The organism is Methylobacterium nigriterrae, from assembly GCF_037106235.1.
In the GTDB taxonomy this organism is placed as follows: Bacteria; Pseudomonadota; Alphaproteobacteria; order Rhizobiales; family Beijerinckiaceae; genus Methylobacterium; species Methylobacterium nigriterrae.
The window spans coordinates 1-1,178 of the sequence record NZ_JBAWTG010000394.1 but is presented as its reverse complement, the minus strand read 5'-3'; the positions used below and the strand labels follow the sequence as shown (position 1 = coordinate 1,178).

The window sequence follows — 1,178 nt, the reverse complement described above, 5'->3', positions numbered from 1 at the left end:
GCCGAGCCGTGCGATGATGCAGCCTCTGTGGAAGGAGGCTGTCATGGCTAAGGAAAAGAAGCACGGAAACCGCGAAGCTAAAAAGCCGAAGAAGCCCGTCCCCAAAACGATTGCGGCGGCGCCTTCCACGAAGGACATGGTTGGAGCGGCCGTCAGATTGGCGAACAAGAAGTAAGCTTCTGCACGTTCTTGCTGTCTCGACGGAACGGTGCTGGCTAGGCACAGCGGCAGCACGCTTTGTTCGCGATGGAGAGCCCGAAGCAGTGAGCCAGCAGTTGGTTCTGCTCCCGCACAGTCCACGCGCCGGCAAAGCCGAAGCCCTTGCGCAGCCACACCTCCGTATGATCGTGCTGGCGCCGGGCGTGATGGTGTGGACGCCCCCGACTAATCGCCCTGCAGGAGCGTTCATTGGTCAATCTGCGCATTCACCATCGGACGACCTACCGCTATCGGCAACGCGTAAGCTTCGGACCGCACCGGCTCTTGCTGCAGCCCCGCGAGTCTCGTGAGGTCCGCCTCGTCTCACGCGACCTCACCGTGACCCCCTCCGCGACTGTGACCTGGGCCTACGACGTTGCCGGGAATGCTGTGGCGACAGCCACGTTTCAGGCACCAGCCCCTACGCTCGTCATCGACAGCGTCGCGCACGTCGAGCTCAGTGCCGTGGCCTACCCGGTGTTCGACATCGCCGCGTCAGCGGCCTCCTTTCCCTTCCGGTACTCCGACGACGACTGGACGGATCTCGGCGCCCTGACGGTTCGGCAGTATCCCGACGAGGACGCGCACCTCCAGAACTGGGCACAGGGGTTCGTCGCGGGCTATCCGACCGACACCTTGTCCCTCCTCAAGGACCTGAACGCCGGCGTCGCAGGCGGGATCGGCTATGAAGCCAGGGAGGATGAGGGCACGCAGTCGCCAAGCCGAACCCTTGCGCTGGGCCGAGGGTCCTGTCGGGACCTCGCGACCGTCTTTGTTGAGGCGGTCCGCAGCCTCGGCTTCGGCGCGCGGATCGTCTCTGGGTACCTCTACGACCCAGCGCAAGCGCTCGTCGGCTCCGCTGGCGCAGGGTCCACCCACGCCTGGGCCGAAGTCTACCTGCCGGGCGCGGGCTGGATCACCTTCGACCCAACCAACCGCAGTGTGGGCGGCGCGAACCTGATCCCGGTCGCCGTCGCGCG

1 protein-coding gene is annotated in these 1,178 nt (G+C 65.4%); it reads left to right on the top strand.

The window, feature by feature from the left end; all coding sequences use genetic code 11:
* Window positions 1-408 precede the first annotated feature (408 nt).
* Window positions 409-1,178 (top strand): transglutaminase family protein (locus tag WDW90_RS37355; RefSeq protein WP_336492763.1); only part of this gene is annotated, 770 nt, incomplete at its 3' end.